Below are 20,651 nucleotides of genomic sequence, written 5' to 3'. Positions count from 1 at the left end.
ACGGGCACGTCACGTGACCGGGTGACGACGCTGTGCAGCCCCTTTCCCGTCGCCGAACGGCAGGGCCGCCCGTTCGTCGCAACCTGCGACAACCGCTCGTCACGGACAGGCTCGCCGTCCGCAGCAGATCGCCGACCCCTCGGCGCGGATACCCGGTGAACGCCCGGTTTCGGGTTGGTACACCGCTGACCGGGTGAGCACCATGGACCAATGCAGGACAGAGCGAAGAGCCCTCGAGGGGCGGGTCGAGCCGGTGATGTCCGGTGACCCTGCTCGAGGCGCACCCCGAGCTCGCGACCAGCGGTGACCAGGTGGTCACCGACCTCGGTGCGGGCACCGGCCCGGCCTGGCTGGACCAGTGGCTCTCGGCCCACCGGTCCGACGTCGTCGCCGTCCGCCGGTCGCTGCACTCCGTACCCGAACTCGGGCGGGACGAGCATCGTACGACCGCCCTCGTGGCCCGCCGCCTGATGGCCGCCGGGCTCGAGCCCCGCACCCTGCCCGGCGGCACCGGCCTCGTCTGCGACGTGGGCCGCGGCGACCGCTGCGTGGCCCTGCGTGCGGACCTCGACGCCCTGCCCCTCGGCGAGGAGACCGGGCTGCCGTTCGCCTCCACCGTGCCCAACGTGATGCACGCGTGCGGGCACGACGCGCACACCGCGATGGTGCTCGGCGCGGGCCTCGCGCTCGCCTCCGCGCCCTCGCTCGCCGGCCGCGTGCGGCTGGTGTTCCAGCCCGCCGAGGAGGTCCAGCCCGGCGGCGCGATCGACGTCGTGGCCGACGGCGCGATGGACGACGTCGAGCGCATCTTCGCGCTGCACTGCGACCCGCGGCTCGAGGTGGGCCGGCTCGGCACCAGGGTCGGGCCGATCACGTCGGCCTGCGACCTCGTCGAGATCCGGCTGACGTCGCCGGGCGGGCACACCGCCCGTCCGCACCTGACCGCCGACCTCGTCGAGGCGCTCGGGCTGCTCATCACGCAGCTCCCGCTGCTGCTCACCCGCCAGGTCGACCCGCGCTCGGGCACCGTCCTGGTGTGGGGCGCGGTGCAGGCCGGCGAGGCCGCCAACGCGATCCCGCAGCACGGCGTGCTGCGCGGCACGCTGCGCACGGCCGACCACGCGACCTGGAGCGAGCTCGAGGACAAGTTCCGCGCGCTGGTCGCGGCCGTCCTCGCGCCGCTCGGCGTCGGGTACGTGATCGACCACATCCGCGGGGTGCCGCCGGTGGTCAACGAGGCCCTCAGCTCCGGCATGCTGCGCGACGCCGCGATCATCACCGGTGGGCCCGACGCCGCTGCCGACACCGAGCAGTCCAGCGGCGGCGAGGACTTCGCGTGGTACCTGGAGAAGGTGCCGGGCGCGATGGCGCGGCTGGGGGTGTGGCCGGGGGTGGGTCCGATGAAGGACATCCACCAGCCCACCTTCGACCTCGACGAGCGCGCCCTCCCCTTCGGCGTCCGCGTCCTGGTGAACAGCGCCCTACAAGCCCTGGCGTAATCCGCGAGTCGGGAGTTCTGGCAGCGCGAGTCGGGGGTTCTGGCAGCGCGAGTCGGGGGTTCTGGCAGCGCGAGTCGGGGGTTCTGGCAGCGCGAGTCGGGAGTTCTGGCAGCGCGAGTCGGGAGTTCTGGCAGCGCGAGTCGGGAGTTCTGGCAGCGCGAGTCGGGAGTTCTGTCTCGGGGTGTCAGGGCCGCTCTCGGTGCCTGCGCGGCTGCAGGGTGCCGATCTTCCGGTTGAGGGTGAGCCCGCGTGCACGAAATGCCGCGTCGAGCTCGCGTTCGACCCGGCTGAGGTCGCGCATGTCGGCCGCCCGGACACGGACGACGATGAAGCCGCGGCGCTCCAGCTCGGCCTGCCGCGCGGCGTCCTCGTGCTCGCGCCCGAGGTGGGCCGCATGACCGTCGTACTCGACTGCGATGCGGTACTCGGGTCAGGCATGGTCGAGAAGGAACAGCACCTCGCCCCTCGCGTCGTGCACGGGCAGGTTGACCTGCGGAACCGGGAAACCCAGGTCGACGAGCCTGAACAGCATCCGGCTCTCCGCCGGCGAGAAGGCCAGCCCGGTGGCCAGGCCCAGCAGCTGCGCCGCCCTGCGTCGCCCGCGGGGGTCGCTGCGGTTCGTGATCCGCTCGCCGACGCGCTGCCGGAAAGCCTCTCGTTCTGCCGGGGCGACCGCGCCCAACGCCTGGTCGAGCACTGCAAGCGCGTCCTGCGGCCGGTCGCGGCACAACAGATCGGCCAGCACCCGATCGAGAGCGAGCACGGGAAGCCCGTCGATCTCGACCGCGTCGTCGGACAGGAGGAGACCGTTGTGGGCCACGAGGCCGGGACGTGCGCGCAGCCAGTGTCCGTACGGCACGGTGAGATGGACCGGCAGCGGGTCGACGGCGGTGCAGCCGTGCAGCCAGGTCGCAGTCCAGTCGCTGATGACGGCCGCGGGCCCGGCGAAGGAACAGGCGGCAGCGGCGACGGTGAGAGGATCGGCCGCGCGCGTTCCGGGGACGAGCACACCGCGCCACTGCGCGTGGAGCTCGCCGGATCTCAGGGCGCCGCGCATCGCGGAATCGCCCATCTGACGTCGGACGTCCGACTTGCGGCGCGCGCCATGGGTCCCGGGCTCGGAGGTGGTCATGTTCCCACCGTGCCGCCGTGGCGTGCTGATCAGCAGATGAGCGTCGAGGCTGTGGATAGATCCACCGGGGTGTGGATGACTCAGGACCCTCTCGACGGCAACGCCGATGTCGACTGCTCGCGACTCGCGCTGTCAGAAGTCCCGACTCGCGGTGCCGGATCTCGCGACTCGCGGTGCCGGATCTCGCGACTCGCGCTGCCGGATCTCGCGACTCGCGGAACGTCTCCGGGTTAGACGCTCTTCTGGCTCGGGCGGTTGCGGAGTTCGGTGACGTAGTCGTCCGGGGCGCCGGCGGCTTCCGCGGCGTCGGCGATCACGCCGAGGTAGCGGGCGCTGGGGAGGCCGCCCTCGTAGGCGTTGAGCACGTAGATCCAGGCGAGCACGCTGCCCTCGAGGGTCTGCACCCGCAGCCGGAGCTTCTTGTGCAGTCCGAGCTCGCCACCCTCCCAGCGGTCGAGCTGGGCGGCGTCGTGGTCCGGGACGTCGTAGAGCACGACGAACACCTGTGAGGTCGGGTCCTCGACCACCGTGGAGAGCGCGCCCTCCCAGGCGTAGTCCTCGCCGCCGAAGGTCAGGCGCCAGCCCATCAGCCACCCGGTGCCCGCCATGGGCGAGTGCGGGGCGCGCTCCTTCATCTGGCCCGGATCCATGTTCGACCCGTAGGCGGCGTACAGCGGCACGGGGACAGGGTAACGGCGCCCGCCTCGTCCGGGTCCTTCGGGACCGCTCGGCGGACACGCGTACGGTATGAACGGGCGCCGGGCGGCGTCCGCACCGGTCGGATCGATCCAGGACCGGCCGTCGGATCTGCTGTCTCGCGGAGGGGCGTGCGTACGGTGACCCGCATCGTGATCATGGGCGGAGGCCCCGCCGGGTACGAGGCGGCGCTGGTCGCGGCCCAGCACGGCAGCGACGTGACCGTCGTCGAGAAGGACGGCATGGGCGGCGCCTGCGTGCTGCACGACTGCGTCCCCTCCAAGACCTTCATCTCCTCCGCCGCGGTCCGCGTGGACCTGCACCGCGCCGAGGACCTGGGTGTGCTCCTCGACCGCAACACCGCCGGAGTCGACCTGCCCAAGGTCAACGGCCGGGTGAAGGGCCTGGCGCTGGCCCAGTCGGCCGACATCCGGGCCCGCGTGGAGAGCGAGGGCGTCCGGATCATCCACGGCGCCGCCTCCTTCCTCGACGAGACGAGCGGCCGCCAGCCGCACACCGTCGAGGCCCGGCACCAGGACGGGACCGTCGAGAAGCTGGCGGCCGACACCGTGCTGATCGCGACGGGCGCCACCCCGCGCGTGCTCGACTCGGCGCGGCCGGACGGCGAGCGCATCCTCACCTGGCGCCAGCTCTACGACCTGCCCGAGCTGCCGGAGCACCTGATCGTGGTCGGCTCCGGCGTCACCGGCGCCGAGTTCGTCTCCGCCTATGTGGAGCTCGGCTGCAAGGTCACGCTGATCTCCAGCCGGGACCGCGTCCTTCCCAGCGAGGACGCCGACGCCGCGGCCGTCCTCGAGGACGTCTTCGCCGAGCGCGGGGTCGACATCCTCCCGAAGGCCCGCGCCGAGTCCGTGGTGCGCGACGGCGACGGCGTGGTCGTCACCCTGGCCGACGGTCAGGTCGTCCGCGGCTCGCACGCGCTGATGACCGTCGGGTCGGTCCCGAACACCCGCGACATCGGCCTGGAGAAGATCGGCATCGAGACCGACCGCGGCGGGTTCATCCCGGTCGACCGGGTCTCGCGCACGTCCGTGCCCGGCATCTACGCCGCCGGCGACTGCACCGGCCTGCTCATGCTGGCCTCCGTCGGCTCGATGCAGGGCCGCATCGCGATGTGGCACGCCCTCGGCGAGGGCGTCGCGCCGATCCGGCTGCGCACCGTCGCGTCCAACGTCTTCACCCGCCCCGAGATCGCGACCGTCGGCATCAGCCAGCGCGCGATCGACGCCGGCGAGGTCCCGGCCCGCACCGTGATGCTCCCGCTGGCCACCAACCCGCGGGCGAAGATGCGCGGGCTGCGCCGCGGCTTCGTCAAGCTGTTCTGCCGCCCGGCGACGGGCGTGGTGATCGGCGGCGTGGTCGTGGCCCCGGTGGCGAGCGAGCTGGTGCTGCCGATCGCGATGGCGGTGCAGAACGGACTGGGTGTCGACGACCTCGCCCACACCTTCTCCGTCTACCCCTCGCTGTCCGGCTCGATCACCGAGGCCGGCCGGCAGCTCATGCAGCACAGCGACCTGGACTAAGGGGCGAGTCGGGGTCATCCCCGATTACGCGGCCTGCAGCCCGGCGGACCGTGGACGCATGACCACTCCCGTCCCCACCCGCGTGCCGGTCCTGCCGGTGGTCGCGGCGGGGGTCGCCGGGCAGCTCGCCGACGACCTCCTGTTCGTGTTCCTGCCCTCCTTCCCGGGCGCCGCGGCGATCCTGGCGATCGTGCTGACCGCCGGCGCCGCCCGGCTGGTCACGGCGAAGCTGCACGGCGCCGCCGTGCCGCGCGCCGGGCTCGCCGTCGGTGCGGTGTCCGCGGGCGTCGGGCTGCTGCTGAGCGGCCTCGGGCTCGTCTCGATCATCGTCGCCGGGCTGACGGTGCTCGCCGGCGTGGGCGGGGCGATCCTCGGTCGCCCGGAGGTCCGCCCGCACCGCGACTGACCACGACGGCGCCCCCGGCGGACGGTGTCCACCGGGGGCGCGATGTCGGCTCAGCCCGCCGCGGCGAGGCCGGGGCCGGGCGCCGTGCGGCACGACGCGAGGACGCACGCCTCGGCCGCCCGCGCGGACCGGATCGGGGACGACGCGGCGGAGAGGCTCCCCGCGAACGGCCACTCACCGGCGAAGCGCTGCAGGTACCAGTAGACGAACAGGTAGTCCTGCGTGTGGGGCTCCGCGACGAACACCGCGCGGCCGGGCAGCCGCTCCACCCAGCGGGCGTAGGCGATCGTCGCGAGGGCCGGGGGACGCGCGGCCCGCCGGGTGGCGAGCCAGTCCCCGGCCCGGGTGCGCCAGTCCTGCAGCGACGCCGGGTGCAGGGTGGCGCCGGGCAGCTCCCGCAGGTTCGCGGTGAACGTCCCGGACGGGACCCCGTCGGCGCGGTGTGCCGCCGAGGTCAGGGTGAGCAGGGAGTGCGGGCCCGGGATGGGCCCGTCGGTGTGGATGTGGGTCGTGACGAACACGGTCGTCGGGTCGGACGGGGTGTCGGGGGGCATGACGGATCCTGGTTCTCGAGTGGTTGTCGAGGACGTGCCCGCGACGAGGTGGCCTCGTGTCGGGCGGGATCCGCGGCGCGGTCCTGGCCGCGTGGCGGAGGGACCGGGCCCCGTGGGGTGATCACACGGGTGCGTGTCGGGCGCTGTGTACTTGTGCAGCACAGGCGCGCCGAACACGGTCGAACCTGGCACTGGGGAGTCAACCCGACACCGGGGGTGACGTCAATCCATGATCAGCAGATCCGGCGCACCGGACCGCGTCGCGAGCCGGGCGGCGGCCGGGCCGGAGCCGCCGCACCGGATCCGCTCCAGACCGAGCCCGCCGGCCGCGAAGCGCAGCACGGCGCCCAGCGCGGCCGACGTCATGCCTCGGCCGCGGGCGCGCTCCAGCGCCCAGCAGGTGATCTCCGGGGTGTCGGTGCCGAGCCCGGTCAGCGCGATCTCACCCAGCATCTCGCCGGTCGTCGGTTCGGCGACCGCCCACGAGCACCCCGTGCCCGACGACCACTGCGCGGCCCGGTGCCGGACGTGTGCGAGCGCGTCGGGCACGCCGGCCTCGGTGAGGGAGGGGACGTCGGTGACCCGGTCGTCGGCACGCAGGGCGCGCAGGTACCAGGTCCCGGCGTTGATCTCGAGGGGTTCCATCGCAGCAGGTCGGACGGGGTCGTGGGTGCCGAGTGCCCCGCTAGGGGCACTCGGCACTCACGGGTCAGTCCTTGATCTCGCAGACGACCGTGCCCTGCGAGATGGAGGAGCCGGCCTCGGCGGACAGGCCGGTGACGGTGCCGTCCTTGTGCGCGGTGACCGGGTTCTCCATCTTCATGGCCTCGAGGACCACGATCAGGTCGCCTGCCGAGACGGTGTCGCCGTCCGAGACCGCGACCTTGATGATGGTGCCCTGCATCGGCGCGGTGACGGCGTCGCCGGAGGCCTTGGCCCCGCCGCCCCCGCCGCGCTTGCGCGGCTTGGCCTTGGCCGCACCGCCGGCGGCACCGCCGCCGCCGAAGGAGATGTCGCCGGGCAGCGAGACCTCGACGCGCTTGCCGCCGACCTCGACGACGACGTTCTGCCGCGGCGCGGCCTCCTCGTCGGCCTCGGCCGCGCCGGTGAACGGCTCGACGGTGTTGTCCCACTCGGTCTCGATCCAGCGGGTGTGGACGGTGAAGTCCTCCTCGCGGTCGGCCGCGAAGGCCGGGTCGGACACGACGAGCCGGTGGAAGTCCAGCACGGTGGCCATGCCGCCGACCTGGAACTCCGCCAGGGCACGGCGGGAGCGCTCGAGCGCCTGGTTCCGGTCCGAGCCGGACACGATCAGCTTGGCGAGCAGCGAGTCGAACTGCCCACCGACGACCGACCCGGCCTCCACACCGGCGTCGACGCGCACGCCCGGGCCGGCCGGGTAGGCGATCGACTCGACGGTGCCGGGCGCGGGGAGGAAGTTGCGGCCCGCGTCCTCGCCGTTGATCCGGAACTCGATCGAGTGCCCGCGGGGCTCCGGGTCGTCGAGGAGGTTGAGCTCCTTGCCCTCGGCGATGCGGAACTGCTCGCGCACCAGGTCCAGGCCGGAGGTCTCCTCGGACACCGGGTGCTCGACCTGCAGCCGGGTGTTGACCTCGAGGAACGTGATCAGCCCGTCCTGCCCGATGAGGAACTCGACGGTGCCGGCGCCGTAGTAGCCGGCCTCCTTCACGATCGCCTTCGAGGCGTCGTAGAGGGTCTTGCGCTGCTCCTCGGTGAGGAACGGCGCGGGGGCCTCCTCGACCAGCTTCTGGAAGCGGCGCTGCAACGAGCAGTCGCGGGTGCCGACGACGATGACGTTGCCGTGGGTGTCGGCGAGCACCTGCGTCTCGACGTGCCGCGGCTTGTCCAGGTAGCGCTCGACGAAGCACTCACCGCGCCCGAAGGCGGCGGTGGCCTCGCGGACCGCCGACTCGTACAGCTCGGCGATCTCCTTCTCCTCGCGCGCGACCTTCATGCCGCGCCCGCCGCCGCCGAACGCCGCCTTGATCGCGACGGGCAGCCCGTGCTCCTTGGTGAACTCGATCACCTCGTCCGCGCCCGAGACCGGGTCGGCGGTGCCGGGGACGAGCGGGGCGCCGGCGCGCATCGCGATGTGCCGCGCGGTGACCTTGTCGCCGAGGTCGCGGATGGACTCCGGCGACGGGCCGATCCAGGTGATGCCGGCGTCGATCACGGCCTGGGCGAAGTCCGCGTTCTCCGACAGGAAGCCGTAGCCGGGGTGGATCGCGTCCGCCTCCGCCTGCTTCGCGGCCCCGATGACCTTGTCGAAGTCGAGGTAGGACTCGGCCGCGGTGGTGCCGCCCAGGGCGTAGGCCTCGTCGGCCAGGCGCACGAACAGCGCGTCCCGGTCCGGGTCGGCGTAGACCGCGACACTGGCAAGGCCCGCGTCCCGTGCGGCCCGGATCACCCGTACGGCGATCTCCCCGCGGTTGGCGACGAGAACTTTGCGCAGTTCAGGCACGTTCGGTCTCCTCGTGGCTCGCGGCCGACCCCCGTTGCGTCGGCGCGTTGGTTACCGCGGAGTCTAGGAGTTCACCCAGCGAACACCGAACGCGAGCGGATGTGGCATCCGTCATCGAACGGTCACGGCTGACCGTCTCTCCGCGCGGAATCTTCCCCGGGAGGGGCGTGCCGAAACGTGGATCAGCGCCGGAAGAGCGCGGCGACCTGCGTGATCAGCCGGCGGCGCGGCGGCCGGACGCCGTCGTAGCGGTAGGCCCGCTCCCGGGCGGCGAGCTCGCGGCGGGCGCCCTCGGTCAGCCGATCCGCCGATCGGGCGGCCAGGGCGACGTCCCAGCCGTCCCGGAACGCCCCCGAAACCGGGCGCCCGGCGAGCACCGCGCAGGCGAACGCGGTCCACTCGGCGCCGAGGCCGGCCGCGAGCAACGGCCACGCCGCGGCGGCCTGCCCGGACCGTTTGCGCAGCAGCGCCTCCCGGGTCGCGGCGAGCCGGTCGGCGGCGAAGCCGGGCGGGTCCGGGGCGCCGTCGACGAGGGCGGCGACGAGGGCCGCCTGCCGTGCAGCGAGCTCGCCGGCGCCCGTCGGACCGGCCCCGCCGGCGCTCACGCGACCGGCTCCGAGGGCGCCGACGGCATCGGCTCCAGCCGCGCCGACGCCGCGATCGCCGCGAGCTCCCCCCGCAGCTCCGCGGCGGGCGGGTAGCGGCCGTCCCGCTCCAGCATCACGGCCGGCGCGGCGCCGCGCTCGCGCACCTCCTCGAGCAGCAGGAGCACGGCCGAGGGAACGGGATCGAGGTGCGTGTCGTGGTACAGCCCGTCGTGGACCGCCCCGCCCGCGACGTGCACATACGCCACCCGACCGAGCGGCATCCGGTCGAGGACGGCCGACGGGTCGTGCCCGCGGTTGCGAGCGTTGGCGTAGAGGTTGGCGACGTCGAGCAGCAGCAGCGCGCCGGTGCGGTCGAGCAGCTCGGTGAGGAAGTCGCCCTCGGCGTACTCGTCGTCCGGCCAGTCGAACAGCGCCGCGATCGGCTCCAGCGCGAGTGGGACCTCCAGCTCGGCCTGCGTGCGCCGGACGCCCTCGACCAGCACGTCGAGCGCCTCGCGAGTGCGCGGCACCGGCAGCAGGTGCCCGGCCTCGCGGCCGCCCGCCCTGACGAACGCGACGTGCTCGCTCACCAGCGGTGGGTCGAGCGCCCGGGCGCAGGCGACCAGGTGGGCGACCCGGCCCGGGTCGACGCCCCCGGCGTCCCCGAGGCCGAGCCACACCCCGTGCGGGACCACCGGGATCCCGCGGTCCCGCAGGTCCGTCACCCCTCGAGACGGACCTGCGGGCGGACGGTCGGGGTGCCGGAGGTCGAGCGACTCCGCGATCACCTCGCAGAACCCGAGGCCGGGCACCCCCGCGACGACCCCGGCGATCTCGGGCCGCCAGCCGACCCCGAGGCCGGCCACCGGCGCCACGCCCGGCGGGCGGTCAGCCGCCGCAGCCACCGCCGCCCCCACCGCCGCAGCTGCTGCCGCCCCCGACGTCGCCCCCGCCGCCGAAGGCCCAGCTGCTGCCGGCGTCCGAGTAGCCGCCGCTCCAGCCGCCGGTGGCGGCCGCGGCCTTCTGCGCGGCCAGCTCGTCGGCGAAGGCCGGGTCGGAGGCCCACAGGGCGCCCATCCCGAAGATCCCGACGCCGAGCGCCGCGACTCCCGCGCCGTGCGCCACCCAGTCCGGCTTCATGCTCGGCGACAGCTCGGAGTGCTTGTCGCGGAGGAACTCCAGGGCGCGCTGCCCGGTCACGGTGCGCTGCGGCACGCGGACCAGCTGGACCAGCCCGATCACGGCGACGACGACGGTCGCGGCCACGAGGAAGCCGATCGGCCGGGCGTTGGCCACCCCGGCGATGATCCGGACCAGCCCGAACACGGCGACCGCGAGCATCCAGCCGCCGATCCGGCGGATCCGGTCGCGCTCGGCCTCGGACAGCAGGAGCTGCTCGGCGACGAGCCGCTCCCGGATCCGGTCGAGCGCCGCGGCGACCGACCCGTGGAACCGCAGCCGGTGCTGCGGGGTCCGCGAGGTCGCCGTCGCGTGGACCGCCCGCTCGAGCTCGGTGGCCCGCGTCTCGGGCCGCCCGACGGCCTGGACCACGCCGCGCCCGGCGGTCGCGATCGTGCCGGACAGGTGCATCGCGCTCAGTGCGGACCAGACGGCCAGCTCCGGGCCGCCGTGCAGGTACGCCACGTCCTGGGGCCGGCCGGAGAGCGGCCCGGCGCGGTCCGCGGGAGTGGTGCGCCCGGCCCCGGCGCCGGCGATCCGCCGCCGCGCCCGCGCGGCCGCGACGAGCACCGCCGCGGCGAGGACCAGGTAGAGGAACAGGAAGGTGGGGCCATCGAGGCCCCAGGTGTCTCCCGGTGCTGCGAGTACCGCCATCACGACCACCCCCCGGTCGGTCGTCCTGTGGGACACCGACAGCATGGGGTGGCGCAGGCCACTGCGGAACGTTCTTGACGAAGGCTTAGGGTTCGCGGCCCGGCCGTCGCCTCAGCGAGCCCTCAGCGACCGACCGGCCGGTCCTCACCCCGCGACCGCGGCCCGCACCTGCTTCTTGATCCGCGCCAGCATCGCCGCCATGCCGCGGATCCGTAGCGGGCTGACGGCCTGGGTGAGGCCCAGCGCCGTGTAGAAGTCGTCCGGCACCGCGAGCACCTCGCTCGCCGGCTCGCCGTCCAGCCCGGTGTGCATGATCCCGGCGAAGCCCCGGGTGGTCGGGGCCTCCGGCGGGGCCGAGAAGAAGAGGTGCACGCGCCGGTCCGCGTCCTTGTCGACCTCGACGGCGAGGAACAGCGGCGACTGGCACTCGTGCACCTGCTCCATCGACCCCGCCGCGTCGGCGTACCGGTCGGGGAGATCGGGGAGCTCCTGGCTGAGCTCGAGGAGGAGCTGGAGGCGGTCCTTCGGACCGACCGCCTCGAAGTCCTCGACGAGCTCCGCCAGGGCGGGAGGGAGGCTCATTTCTCCACGGACCCCTTGTCGGCGCCCTGCACGATCGGCACCCGCACCGAGTTGCCCCACTCGGTCCAGCTGCCGTCGTAGTTGCGGACGCCCTCGAACCCGAGCAGGTAGGACAGCACGAACCAGGTGTGGCTGGACCGCTCGCCGATGCGGCAGTAGGCGATCGTGGGCGCGTCCTTGGCCAGGCCCTGCTCGTCCTCGTAGATCTCCGAGAGCTCCGTGCGGGACTTGAACGTGCCGTCCTCGTTGGCCGCGCGGGCCCACGGCACACTCGACGCGCCGGGGATGTGGCCGCCGCGGACGGCGCCCTCCTGCGGGTAGTCCGGCATGTGCAGCAGCTCGCCGGAGTACTCGCCCGGGGACCGGACGTCGACGAGCTGGCCGCCGAGGTGGCCCAGCACGTCCTCCTTGAAGGCGCGGATCGCGATGTCGTCCCGCTCCACGATCGGGTACTCGACGGGGGTCGGCTTCGGCTGCTCGGTGGTCATCTCGCGGCCCTCGGCGGCCCACTTGGCGCGCCCGCCGTCGAGGATCCGGACGTCCTCGTGGCCGAACAGCCGGAACACCCAGAGCGCATAGGTGGCCCACCAGTTGTTGCGGTCGCCGTAGAACACGACGGTGCTCTCGCGCGCGATGCCGCGCTCGCCGCACAGCTGCGCGAAGGCCTCGGGGTCGACGTAGTCCCGCGTGACCGGGTGGTTCAGCTCGGTGTGCCAGTCCACCTTCACGGCGCCCGGGATGTGGCCGGTGTCGTAGAGCAGCACGTCCTCGTCCGACTCGACGACGACGACGTCCGGGTCGCCGAGGTGCTCGGCCAGCCAGGCCGTGGACACGAGCCGCTCCGGGTGGGCGTACTCGGCGAACTTCGGGTCCGGGTCAGTGGGAGCCATGGCCGCGAGGGTAGTCCCGGCGGCCGCCGCTCCGCCGCCGGTCGTCAGTCCTCAGGGGGAGTTGTCCACAGGTCCGTCGGGGAGATCCCCAACGCCCCCAGCAGACGCCGCACCAGCGGCAGGCTGATCCCGATGACGTTGGACGGATCGCCGTCGATGCCGTCGACGAACCAGCCGCCGAGCCCGTCGAGGGTGAACGCGCCGGCGACGACGAGCGGCTCGCCGGTCGCCAGGTAGGCCTCCAGTTCGGCGTCGGTGGGCGTGCCGAACCGGACGGTCGTGGTCGCGTGCCCCTCGGCGACCCGCTCGATGTCCCCGTCGACGACGTGCAGCACCGCGTGCCCGGTGACGAGCTCGCCGGTCCGCCCGGCCATCGCCTTCCAGCGGGTGCGCGCGGTGTCGACGTCGTGCGGCTTGCCGACCAGCTCCCCGTCGATGAGCAGCATCGAGTCGCAGCCGACGACGACGGCCCCGCCGCCCGTGCCGTCGAGCGTGCGGGCGACGGTGGTGGCCTTCGCGCCCGCCAGCCTGGTCACCTTCTCCGCCGGCGGCGCCCCGGGGATCGCGGCGAGCAACGCGTCCTCGTCGACGTCGGAGACCCGGACGAGGGGATCGAGGCCGGCCGCGCGGAGGACGGACAGCCGGGCGGGGGAGGCGGACGCGAGGACCAGACGCACGCGGCGACTCTACGAGCGCCCCCTGCGGCCGTGCGCGGTCAGGCCGGAGCACCGCGCAGGGATCATCCGCCCGCGAGCCCGTGCCGGTAGGCGTACCGCACGGCCTGGGCGCGGTCGCGCAGCCCGGCCTTGGCGAACAGGTGGTTGACGTGGGTCTTGACCGTCGCCTCGCCGACGACCAGCCGGCGGGCGATCTGCTGGTTGGACAGGCCCTCGGCGATGAGCGTGAGCACCTCCGCCTCGCGCGGGGTCAGCCCGTCCGGCAGGGCGCCCGGAGCGGGCGCCGGTGGCGGGGCGGAGGCGCCGACGAGCCGCGCGGCCGCGACCGGGTCGAGCGTGGTCTGCCCGGCCGCGGCCGAGCGGAGCGCGCGGCCGATGGCCTCGGCGTCGGCGTCCTTGGAGAGCCAGCCCGCGGCGCCCGCGCGCAGGGCGGGGACCACCGCCTCGTCGTCGACGTACGTGGTGAGGACGACGACCGCGGTGCCCGGGTGCTCGGCGCGGACCCGCCGGGTGGCCTCGACCCCGTCGACGCCCGGCATCCGCAGGTCCGTGAGCAGCACGTCGGGGGCGTGCTCGGCGACCAGGCCCAGCGCGGCGGCGCCGTCCGCGGCCGCCCCGACGACCTCGATGCCGGGCAGCAGGCCGAGCAGGGTGACCAGGCCGTCCCGGACGATCCGCTGGTCGTCGGCCAGTACGACCCGCAGTGTCATGGCGCCACCGGGACCGTCAGCCGCACCCGCCATCCGTCCTCCGTCGGTCCCGCGTCAAGCCGGGCGCCGACCAGCGCCGCCCGCTCGGCCATCCCGACCAGACCGTAGCCGCCGGCCCCGGGGTCGGGACGGGCGCCGGTCACGTCGGCGACCTCGAGCTCGACCTCCCCGCCCGCCGACCGGAGCCGCACCGTGACCGGGGCACCGGGGGCGTGCTTGCGGGCGTTGGACAGCGCCTCCTGCGTGGTCCGGACGAGGGTGTCGCGGGCCTCGGGGGAGACCTCCGGCAGGCCGTCGGCCAGGTCGAGGGTGGCGCCGGGATGGTCGGCGGCGAGCACCCGCAGCGCGGTGGGCAGGTCGACGGGGCCGCTGCGCAGCGCGTGCACGGCCCGGCGCGCCTCGGCCAGGCCCTCGGTCGCGAGCCGCTGCGCCCGGTCCACCTGCGCGACGGTGTCCGCGGGCGCGCCGTCGCGCTGCAGCATCAGCCGCGCACCCTGCAGCTGCACCGACAGCGCCGACAGCGAGTGCGCGAGGACGTCGTGCACGTCGCGGGCGATGCGCGCGCGTTCGGCCAGCGCCGCGGCCCGCGCGTGCTCCTCGGCGGCCCGGGTCTCCGCGGCGCGGGCGAGCTCGCGTTCCTCGGCGCGACGGTGCGCGTCCCGCCGGCTCATCCCCAGCAGCAGCACGCTGGCCGTCCCGAGCGTGACGAGCAGCGACTCCGTCAGCTCGCCGCGCGCGATCGTCAGCGCGAGGGTCAGGGACACCGCGGCCGCGAGCGCCACGGCGGGGAGCCGGCCGAGCCGGGCCCCCGCGGCGCCGACGGCCACGAAGCAGAAGGCCACCGACACCGACCAGCTCCCGGCCAGGGCGGCCATGAGGCAGCCGCCGGCGGCCGTCGCGACGAGCCCGGCGGGATCCCAGCCGGGGCGCTCGATGCGGGCCGCCGTGATCACCCAGCCTGCGCTCGCGAGCGCCGTGGCCGCCACCGCGAGCGGGGTCACGGGCAGCCGTGGGGTCCCGGCCCAGGCGGCGGCGACGATGATCGGCAGCCAGACCAGGGCCGCGGCCCGCCGCAGGACGGAGGGCCGCGACCCGGGGCCGGCCGCGTCGAGCATCACCCCCCGATCCTCGCGCGCGGCGACCCGGCCCCGTCAACGCCGGCCGCCGCGGCGATCCGGACGCGCAGCACCCGGCCCTGTACCAGCAGGCTCAGCCCGAGCGAGGCGAGCAGCGTGGCCGACGCGAGCGCGCCCGCCCCCAGCCGGACGGCGAGCAGACCCAGCCCGACCCGCAGCCCGATCGTCAGCACCCAGAGCGCGAGGGTGACCGCGCCGCCGCGCCGGTGCAGCACGCCGTCGCGCACGAACAGCCGCACCGACCGGCCGCGCAGCACCCCGAGCCCGACGACGAGGAGCACCTCGGCGGCCGTCAGCGCCAGGCCGGCGGCGGTCACCGGCGGGTGCGCCCGCAGCAGCGTCAGCACGCCGAGGACCGTCAGCACCAGCGGCACGAGCATCGCGCGCTGCGGCGTGGCGGGCCGGTCGGTCAGCTGCCGGGCCACGACCAGCACGAGCAGCACCCCGACGAGCAGGGCGGTGACCAGCGCGTTCCCCGAGGCGAAGTCCATGCCCCGGAGCGTGCTCCGGGGGCCACCCCGGGTCGTCGGTCCGCGGGTCGATCCCGGGTGGAGCGGCGGCTCCACCCGGGGGTGGAGGTCAGCCCGCGATCTCCGCCACCACCGGCGCGACCTCCGCCTCGGCCGTCGCCTCGCGGACGGAGCGGGCGATCGTCGGGTCGTCGAACGACGTGTCCTTGGCCTTCGCGACGAACTCGTGCCGCAGCCGGGCGTAGCCGAACCGGTCGTCGAACATGTCCCGGCTCATCTCGGCGAGCTCCTGGACCCGGTAGGTCTCCAGCGGGCGGCTGAGCTCGTCGGCCTCCCGGGCGGCCTGCTTGGCGGCCAGGGCGGCGGCGTACCCGTCGCCGGTGGCGAGCCGGACCGCGTGCTCCACGACCTGCTCGTCGAAGGCCGCGCGGTCGCCCTCGAGCACCTCGTCGACCAGGCCGGTGCGCAGCGCCTCGGCCCCGCCGACCGGCAGGCAGTCCCGGGTGAACCGGACGGCGTCGGCCGATCCGACCCGCCGCGGCAGCGCGTAGGTCCAGTACTCCGAGCCGGTCAGGCCCATGTTCCGGTAGTGCGGGTTGAGCACGGCGCCGCGGCGCAGCAGCACGGTGTCCGCGCCGAGCGCCATCATCACGCCGCCCGCGCCCGCCGGCCCGCCCACCGCGGTCACGACGAGCTGCGAGGTGCAGGTGAGCAGCTCGCGGCAGACGTCGTTGATCGCATTGATGTTGCGCCAGCTCTCCACCGTTCCGTCGGGGCGGCCCTCGGCGACGTTGAGGTGGATGCCGTTGGAGAAGATCTCGCCGCCCTCGAAGACCAGGACCTTCGTGTCCTGGGCGGCCGCGTGCCGCAGCGCGGCGGCGACCCGGTGCCCCTGGCTCGCCGACATGGCGCCGTTGTAGAGATCGGCGCGCACCACGCCCACGCAGCCGTCCGGGCCGACCCGGCGGTAGCTGATCTCGCGGTAGCCGTCCGACGGACCGGTGGGCCGCTCGAGCGACTCCGGCACATCGTCGAGGGCGCCCTCGACGGCGCCGCCCAGCACGGTCGCGGCGGGCAGCTTCACCCCGCCCGGGATCCGGGCGTGCCCGATCCACACCGCGCCGTCGCCGGTGCGTACCAGGAGGGCACCGTGCCGGCGCAGCGCGATCGAGCCGGGGGCACCCGGGGTGGCGGAGCCGCGGTGGGCGTCGAACACCGACAGCGCGACGCCGGCGAGCTCCGAGCGCACGCCCGGCGCCCCGTCGCCCGCCCGCACGCGGCGCAGCACGTGGTCGGTCGGGTCCTCCCAGGAGAAGGCGCGGTCGGTCTGCTTCATGGTCGGCCGGAGCCGCCCGATCACCGCGTCGCCGAAGGACTCCGCGGGCTGCGGCTCGAACGCCGGGTCCTGCGCCTTCGCCACGACCTCGCGCGCCAGCTCGACGGCGGCGTCGGCGACCGGTCCGTTGTAGACGGCGGACTTGCGCGGCGGCTCGCCCGGCATCGGGAAGGTCCGGTGGCCCCAGATCGGGCCGGCGTCCATCTCCTCGACGGCCTGCAGCGCGGTGACACCCCACACCGGCTCCGCGTCCGTGATCGCCCAGTCGATCGACGACGGGCCGCGGTCGCCCAGCGGACCCGGGTGGATCACCACGACGCGCTGACCCCGCCACACGTCCTCGGGGACCCGCTCCTTGAGGAACGGGCACAGCACCAGCTCGGGTCGCGTGGTCTCGACGGCCTTGCGGATCGCGGCCTCGTCGTGCGCGAGGCGGACGTCGAGGTGGTGCCCGTCCTCGCGGAGCTCCGTCCAGACGCGCTGGGTCAGCCCGTTGTAGGACGAACAGAGCAGCAGGATTCTCACGTACTTCTCCGGGTGATCGACCAGTGGGGGAGCACTGCCGACCGGGCGCCACGCTGCACCGCGGTCTCCACGACCGCGCGCGGGTTGCCCCCCGGTGCTGCACGTGGACCGCAAGGCACGTTACCTCGGTCGCGCGGGTGATCGACTGGGCCGATCGGCCGAGAAGATCGAGTCCGGGCGGAGGTACCCGACCCGGGAGCGAGAACGTCGTCGCAGGTGGTCAGGGGTCCTGTGGGCCCGGGCTTCCGCACGCCGACACGCCGAAGCGGACGCGGTGAGTCGCCGAGCGGTCACCTCGGGTACCTCGGCCGCTGCTCCGAAGCGGTGAATTCGCCGCGCTCCGGGTTCGCGTGCTCACTCGCGGTCGCCCTCGCGGCGACCCGGTGCCGCACGCGTCCGAAGGGCCTATCGACCGCCTCCGCGGACTCACAGGGAGGGCGGTCCAACGACCGTCCCGGACGTTCTCTCGCCGGATGAACCTCTTTCGCGGCGAGTGGTCGGCAGTCTGAGCCCGGCGGTCGCAACGGCCCCGGACCGGGCACCGCACTCTGCCGAACGGCGGTGTCCGGTTCACCTCGCACAGGGGCGAAAGGCCCGGATTCCGCGACGATCGGCAGTCCACAACGGCGTTGACCGACCGTTCGCACGCGATCGAGTCATGCCCGGGACACGCTCCGTGTACCTTCCGCCGTCGACGCGTGCGAAATCCGGCCGGGCCCCGACCCGATCGGACGACTCCCCGGAGAGGCCCGCGGCCGAGAGTGAGCGGCCCGGCGGCGGCGCGCCACGAGCTGGACGAAGCGACCGAGAGGGTGGCCGACGAATGACGAGGCTGCTGGACTGGCTGCCACGCGGCAACACGCTCGACGAGGCGTCGTTCCGCAGGCGGCATCTTCTGCTGCAGTGGGTCCTGGCGGCCCACATCCCCGTGCTGTTCCTGTTCGGGTGGCTGCTCGACAACCCGCTGGGGCTGGTGCTCGGGGCCGGCATCGCGCCCGTCGTCGTGCTGCTGGTGACCGGGCACTTCGTGACGCAGCGACGCGTCGCGGCCTCGTGCATCAGTGCCGGGCTGGTGTGGTGCTCCATCGCGCTCGTGGCCGTCACGCACGGCACGATCGAGTCGCACTTCCACTTCTTCATCATCATCGGCTTCATCGCGCTCTACCAGGACTGGGTGCCGTTCCTCTGGAACATCCTGCTCACCGGCGTCTCGCACGGGATCGGGACGATCTTCTACCCGACGTTGATCTTCAACCACCCCGCGGCGCAGCGTGACCCGTGGCTGTGGGGCGGCATCCACGCCGGCGCGGTGCTGCTGGCCTGTGTCGGCATGGTGATCTTCTGGCGGATCACCGAGGACGAGCAGCACGAGAAGGAGGAGCTCGGCCGCGAGCTCGTCCGCGCCGACGCCGAGATCGGCCGCCGGCAGTTCACCTCGGACATGCTGGTCAACCTGGCCCGCCGCAACCAGTCGATGCTCTACCGGCAGCTGGACATCATCAACCAGCTCGAGGAGAAGGAGCAGGACCCCGACGCGCTCGCCGAGCTGTTCAAGCTCGACCACCTCGCCACCCGCGTCCGGCGCAACGCCGAGAGCCTGCTCGTCCTCTCCGGCGAGCAGCCGCCCCGCGTCTGGTCGGCGCCGGTGTCGATGCGCGACGTCGTGCGCGCGGCGATCGCCGAGACCGAGGACCTCGAGCGGGTCGAGTTCTCCGTCGACGACCGGATCGCGGTCGCCGGCCACAGCGTCGCCGACCTGACCCACCTGCTGGCCGAGCTCACCGAGAACGCCGTCCGCTTCTCCCCGCCGGACACCGCCGTCACGATCCGCAGCCGCCCCCAGCGGGCCGAGATCGGCGGCCAGATCCTCACGGTCGAGGACTGGGGCGTCGGCATGCCCGACGACGAGCTGGCCGCGGCCAACGAGCTGCTCATCCGGCCCCGTGAGGTCGACCTCTCGGTGTCGCAGCGGCTGGGCTTCCACGTGGTCGCGCGGCTCGCGGCGCGGCACGGCATCGAGGTGTCGCTGTCCACCACGCCGGGCTCGGGGCTGACCGCCGTCGTCATCCTCCCCGCGGCGCTGTTCGTGTCCGACCCGCAGGCCGGGCCGCACGCCGGGATCGGCAGCGGGCCGGAGCAGACCCGCCGGGCCACCGCGGTGCACGAGCAGCCGCCGGCCGAGCACGCCCGCCGCGCCGAGGCCACCGTGACCGCCGAGCGCAGCCCGCTCCCCGGCATCGCGGCCGCCACCGCCCCGGCCTGGTCCCCGCCGGCCCCCGCGACCCCGCAGGACCGGCCGACCCCGGTCGCGCGCCGGGCCCCGGCCTCGCCGGCGACCCCGCCTGCCTCGCCTGCCACCCCGGCAGCGCTACCGGTCACCCGGTCCGCGCCGATCCCGGCTGGGCCGGGCGGCAACTGGTCGGGCTGGTGGGACCCGGCGCCCGCCGACCGTGCCCCCGGCCCGCTCGGGGACGACCGGTCCGGCCGGAACGGCACCGGCCACGCGGCCAACGGGCTCAACGGCCACGGCCCGAACGGCGGCGGCCACAACGGGCAGAGCGCCAACGGCCTCGGTACCAACGGGAACGGCGTCAACGGGAACGGTGCCCACGGCCTCGGGCAGGGCACCGACGGCCACAACGGCACCGGCAGGAACGGCCACGCCCTTCTCGGGGGCGACGGCGCCACCTCCGCCGGCCCGACCCCCGACGCCCGCGCGAACGGCACCGACGGGCACACCGGGCACGCGAACGGGAACGGCGCGGACGGCCACGAGCCGGACCGCGCCACCGACCGGGCCCCCGACCGGGCCACCGAGCGGACCGACGGCGCCACCGACCGCGCCGGCGACGCGGACGGCACCGACACCACCCGGGTCCCGATCCCGACCCCCCGCCCGGCCCCGGCCGAGGGCTCGCGGCCCCCGGCCACCGGCTCCAGCGGGCTGCGACGCCGCGTCCCGCAGGCGTCGCTCGCCCCCGAGCTGCGCGGCGGCACGGCCGAGCCCGTCGCCCCGGCGGCGCCCGCCGCCCCGGCCGGGCCCAGCACCGACGCCGCCCAGGCCCTGTCCCGCTACCAGGCCAGCCGGCAGGCCGCCCAGGCCGTCGCCGACCAGGGCCTCGGCGGGACCGGGATGCACGACCAGCACGACCAGCACGACCAGCACATCACCGACAGGAGGACCAACCCGTGAGCACATCGACCGGCCGGCTGGACTGGCTGCTCGTGGAGTTCACCCGGGACGTCCCGGGCGTCGTCAACGCCGTCGTCGTCTCCGGCGACGGGCTGCGCCTCGCCTCCTCGCCGGGCGTCGGCGAGGCCCTCGGCGACCAGCTGTCGGCCGCGGCCTCCGGCCTGGTGAGCCTGGCCAACGGGACCGCCCAGCTGCTGGGCTCCGGTGCGGTCAGCCAGACCATCCTCGAGATGGAGGCCGGCTACCTGTTCGTCACCGCGGTCAGCCGCGGCGCGACGCTCGCCGTCCACGCCGAGCGCGCCTGCGACATCGGCATGATCGGCTACGAGATGACCCTGCTGGCGTCGCGCGTCGGCCACGCGCTGACCCCGGCGCCACGCACCCCGGCGGGCCGCTGAG

At 74.7% G+C, this 20,651-nt stretch carries 21 protein-coding genes; 5 read left to right on the top strand and 16 right to left on the bottom strand.

The genetic code is table 11. The annotated features are described in order from the left end of the window. Positions 1 to 263 precede the first annotated feature (263 nt). Complete coding sequence (locus ACQP04_RS31550; protein ID WP_433504143.1) at positions 264 to 1,499, top strand: amidohydrolase; 1,236 nt, start codon at positions 264 to 266, stop codon at positions 1,497 to 1,499. Between the two features lie 184 nt (positions 1,500 to 1,683). On the opposite strand, the gene ACQP04_RS31545 is transcribed toward ACQP04_RS31550, so the two are convergent. From ACQP04_RS31545 to ACQP04_RS31535, 3 genes are all read right to left on the bottom strand, one after another. Further along, the gene (locus ACQP04_RS31545) at positions 1,684 to 1,917 is read right to left on the bottom strand and encodes a DUF559 domain-containing protein (RefSeq protein WP_433508475.1); all 234 of its coding nucleotides are present in this window, start codon (positions 1,915 to 1,917) and stop codon (positions 1,684 to 1,686) included. Between the two features lie 12 nt (positions 1,918 to 1,929). After that, positions 1,930 to 2,631 carry a hypothetical protein gene (locus tag ACQP04_RS31540; protein ID WP_433504142.1) on the bottom strand — a complete coding sequence of 234 codons (702 nt, stop codon included), beginning with the start codon at positions 2,629 to 2,631 and terminating at the stop codon, positions 1,930 to 1,932. 230 nt (positions 2,632 to 2,861) lie between these two features. After that, complete coding sequence (locus ACQP04_RS31535) at positions 2,862 to 3,311, bottom strand: gamma-glutamylcyclotransferase (RefSeq protein ID WP_037046394.1); 450 nt, start codon at positions 3,309 to 3,311, stop codon at positions 2,862 to 2,864. Between the two features lie 156 nt (positions 3,312 to 3,467). Between ACQP04_RS31535 and ACQP04_RS31530 the strand changes: the two genes are divergently transcribed. Further along, positions 3,468 to 4,871: an NAD(P)H-quinone dehydrogenase gene (locus ACQP04_RS31530; protein ID WP_433508474.1), complete on the top strand. Its 1,404-nt coding sequence runs from the start codon at positions 3,468 to 3,470 to the stop codon at positions 4,869 to 4,871. Between the two features lie 58 nt (positions 4,872 to 4,929). After that, entirely contained in the window at positions 4,930 to 5,277 is a 348-nt protein-coding gene (locus ACQP04_RS31525) for a hypothetical protein (protein ID WP_037046400.1), read from the top strand. A 50-nt stretch (positions 5,278 to 5,327) separates the two neighbouring features. Here the strand turns inward: ACQP04_RS31525 and ACQP04_RS31520 are convergent, their stop codons facing one another. The 13 genes from ACQP04_RS31520 to ACQP04_RS31460 all read right to left on the bottom strand — a co-directional run bounded on the left by ACQP04_RS31520 (position 5,328) and on the right by ACQP04_RS31460 (position 17,059). Continuing rightward, positions 5,328 to 5,831, bottom strand: a complete 504-nt coding sequence (locus ACQP04_RS31520; RefSeq protein WP_433504141.1) for a hypothetical protein — start codon at positions 5,829 to 5,831, stop codon at positions 5,328 to 5,330. A 222-nt stretch (positions 5,832 to 6,053) separates the two neighbouring features. Then, positions 6,054 to 6,476 (bottom strand): GNAT family N-acetyltransferase, encoded by a 423-nt coding sequence (locus tag ACQP04_RS31515; protein WP_433504140.1) that lies wholly within the window; start codon positions 6,474 to 6,476, stop codon positions 6,054 to 6,056. Between the two features lie 64 nt (positions 6,477 to 6,540). After that, on the bottom strand, positions 6,541 to 8,313 hold the full coding sequence (locus tag ACQP04_RS31510; protein ID WP_433504139.1) for an acetyl/propionyl/methylcrotonyl-CoA carboxylase subunit alpha: 1,773 nt from the start codon (positions 8,311 to 8,313) through the stop codon (positions 6,541 to 6,543). A 182-nt stretch (positions 8,314 to 8,495) separates the two neighbouring features. After that, on the bottom strand, positions 8,496 to 8,918 hold the full coding sequence (locus ACQP04_RS31505; protein ID WP_433504138.1) for a hypothetical protein: 423 nt from the start codon (positions 8,916 to 8,918) through the stop codon (positions 8,496 to 8,498). Next, positions 8,915 to 9,805, bottom strand: a complete 891-nt coding sequence (locus tag ACQP04_RS31500) for a DUF692 domain-containing protein (RefSeq protein ID WP_433504137.1) — start codon at positions 9,803 to 9,805, stop codon at positions 8,915 to 8,917. Before ACQP04_RS31500 ends, ACQP04_RS31505 begins: the two co-directional genes overlap by 4 nt. Further along, a complete protein-coding gene (locus ACQP04_RS31495) occupies positions 9,789 to 10,733 on the bottom strand; it encodes a TIGR04222 domain-containing membrane protein (RefSeq protein WP_433504136.1) in 945 nt (314 codons plus the stop codon). Before ACQP04_RS31495 ends, ACQP04_RS31500 begins: the two co-directional genes overlap by 17 nt. Before the next feature lie 144 nt (positions 10,734 to 10,877). Next, positions 10,878 to 11,315, bottom strand: a complete 438-nt coding sequence (locus ACQP04_RS31490) for a SufE family protein (RefSeq protein ID WP_433504135.1) — start codon at positions 11,313 to 11,315, stop codon at positions 10,878 to 10,880. Next, positions 11,312 to 12,205, bottom strand: coding sequence for a sulfurtransferase (locus ACQP04_RS31485; RefSeq protein ID WP_433504134.1), 894 nt, complete (start codon positions 12,203 to 12,205; stop codon positions 11,312 to 11,314). The genes ACQP04_RS31490 and ACQP04_RS31485 overlap by 4 nt, the downstream gene beginning before the upstream one ends. 44 nt (positions 12,206 to 12,249) lie before the next feature. Next, a complete protein-coding gene (locus ACQP04_RS31480; protein WP_433504133.1) occupies positions 12,250 to 12,882 on the bottom strand; it encodes a Maf family protein in 633 nt (210 codons plus the stop codon). 62 nt (positions 12,883 to 12,944) lie between these two features. Further along, positions 12,945 to 13,592, bottom strand: a complete 648-nt coding sequence (locus ACQP04_RS31475) for a response regulator (RefSeq protein WP_433504132.1) — start codon at positions 13,590 to 13,592, stop codon at positions 12,945 to 12,947. Beyond that, entirely contained in the window at positions 13,589 to 14,707 is a 1,119-nt protein-coding gene (locus ACQP04_RS31470) for a sensor histidine kinase (protein WP_433508473.1), read from the bottom strand. Before ACQP04_RS31470 ends, ACQP04_RS31475 begins: the two co-directional genes overlap by 4 nt. Continuing rightward, the gene (locus ACQP04_RS31465; protein ID WP_433504131.1) at positions 14,707 to 15,219 is read right to left on the bottom strand and encodes a hypothetical protein; all 513 of its coding nucleotides are present in this window, start codon (positions 15,217 to 15,219) and stop codon (positions 14,707 to 14,709) included. The genes ACQP04_RS31470 and ACQP04_RS31465 overlap by 1 nt, the downstream gene beginning before the upstream one ends. An 88-nt stretch (positions 15,220 to 15,307) precedes the next feature. Next, positions 15,308 to 17,059, bottom strand: a complete 1,752-nt coding sequence (locus ACQP04_RS31460) for a hydrogenase maturation protein (RefSeq protein ID WP_433504130.1) — start codon at positions 17,057 to 17,059, stop codon at positions 15,308 to 15,310. A gap of 823 nt (positions 17,060 to 17,882) precedes the next feature. Between ACQP04_RS31460 and ACQP04_RS31455 the strand changes: the two genes are divergently transcribed. After that, complete coding sequence (locus ACQP04_RS31455; RefSeq protein ID WP_433504129.1) at positions 17,883 to 20,252, top strand: ATP-binding protein; 2,370 nt, start codon at positions 17,883 to 17,885, stop codon at positions 20,250 to 20,252. Further along, positions 20,249 to 20,650, top strand: a complete 402-nt coding sequence (locus tag ACQP04_RS31450; protein WP_433504128.1) for a roadblock/LC7 domain-containing protein — start codon at positions 20,249 to 20,251, stop codon at positions 20,648 to 20,650. Before ACQP04_RS31455 ends, ACQP04_RS31450 begins: the two co-directional genes overlap by 4 nt. The last annotated feature ends 1 nt before the right edge of the window (position 20,651 follow it).

This window comes from Pseudonocardia halophobica, assembly GCF_050948485.1.
In the GTDB taxonomy this organism is placed as follows: domain Bacteria; phylum Actinomycetota; class Actinomycetes; order Mycobacteriales; family Pseudonocardiaceae; genus Pseudonocardia; species Pseudonocardia halophobica.
The sequence above is the reverse complement of the archived record's forward strand: the minus strand, read 5'-3'. Positions and strand labels throughout refer to the sequence as shown.